Annotated in this window: 2 protein-coding genes; both read right to left on the minus strand. The window is 75.0% G+C overall.

Going from position 1 to position 1,506, the window contains the following annotated elements:
• Nucleotides 1–542: 542 nt before the first annotated feature.
• Nucleotides 543–1,145 (minus strand): GNAT family N-acetyltransferase, encoded by a 603-nt coding sequence (locus tag I5E_RS10960; protein WP_022907028.1) that lies wholly within the window; start codon nt 1,143–1,145, stop codon nt 543–545.
• 10 nt (nt 1,146–1,155) lie between these two features.
• Nucleotides 1,156–1,506 (minus strand): uracil-DNA glycosylase (locus I5E_RS10965; RefSeq protein WP_022907029.1); only part of this gene is annotated, 351 nt, incomplete at its 5' end.

Genomic DNA, 1,506 nt, shown 5'->3' on the forward strand with positions numbered 1-1,506 from the left:
GACCGTTCGGGGAACGCCGTGTTCACGCACTTGCCGGGACCGTGGAGGCGCTCTCCGGGACCCGCACGTCGAAGTCGCGCGACACCATCACGCGCTGGACCCGCGACGCGGCGNCCAGGCACGAGGCGGTCGGGCTGGCGCTCGTCGCCGGTGACGCGGCGGGCGCGTCGGCCGCGGCGGGCGAGCTGGTGCGGGTGACGCGCGACGAGTTCATCGCCGAGGCGCCGCAGGCCTGACGCCGTACGCTTCGGCAGGCGGGTTAGCGAGGTCGCACGACACGCCGCAGGCGGGTCGGCGAGGTCGCGGGACACGCCGCGTGCGTGCGACGGGAGCGGCAGATCGCGCGACCTCGCGGGGCCGGGACGCGACCGGCCGGCGGACGGGAGGCGCGGTGCGGCGCCGACCCGCGCCTCCCGTCCGACCGTGGCCGGGTCACAGGACACGCCGCGCGTGCTCCGCCCAGGTCGCGCGACGCGCCGCGAGCCCACGCGAGACGCGGCCGATCGTGCGACCTCGACCCCACCCCGTCCGAGACGCGTTCGCTACTTGCGCGCGAACAGGCGCGGACCGCGCAGGCGCAGCCGCATCGTCACCGTACCGAGCCACCGGTCGTACTTGTAGCCGACCTTGCCCATGCGGCCGACCTCCTCGAAGCCGAGGCGCTCGTGCAGGCGGATCGACGCCTCGGCCTGCCGGTCGGCGATGACCGCGACGACCTCGCGCACGCCGGCGGAGCGGCACTCGTCGATCAGCGCCTCCATGAGTGCCCGGCCGAGCCCCTTCCCGCCGGACGCGGCACCCAGGTAGATCGAGTCCTCGACGACCCGGTTCGAACGGTCGCGGGGGTTCCACGGGTCGACGAGCGCGTACCCGAGCACCTGCCCGGAGGGGTTCTCGGCGACGAGGAACGGCAGCCCGCGGCGGCGGATCTCGTCGTACCGGCGCTTCCACGCCGCGAACGTGAACGCCGTCGGGTCGAAGGTGACCGAGGAGTTCCGGACGTAGTGCGTGTGGATCTCGCGGACGTCGGGGAGGTCCGTCGGCTCGGCCGCACGGATCGTGTACGTGAACGCGGCCTCGGCCGGCACCGGGGCACGCAGGTGTCGCGGCAGGACCCGCCGTCGCTGGTATTCCTCCTCGAGCACGGGTCCGAGCCTATTCGGCGGGCAGGGTCCAGTCGACCGGTGCGGCGCCCTGCGCGACCAGGAGCTCGTTCACCTGCGAGAAGGGGCGACTGCCGAAGAAGCCCCGCGAGGCGCTGAGCGGGCTCGGGTGCGCCGACGCGACGACGGGGGTGTCGCCGAGGAGCGGTCGGACCGATGCGGCCTGCGCACCCCACAGCACCGCGACGAGGGGCGTCCCGCGGGCCACGAGGGCACGGACCGCCTGGTCGGTGACGGCCTCCCAGCCCTTGCCACGGTGGCTGCCCGCGGCGCCGGCCTCGACGGTCAGGACGCGGTTGAGCAGCAGGACGCCCTGCGCCCGACACGCGCGGAGGTCCCCGTG

It is taken from the genome of Curtobacterium sp. B18, assembly GCF_000333375.1.
Classification (GTDB): Bacteria; Actinomycetota; Actinomycetes; order Actinomycetales; family Microbacteriaceae; genus Curtobacterium.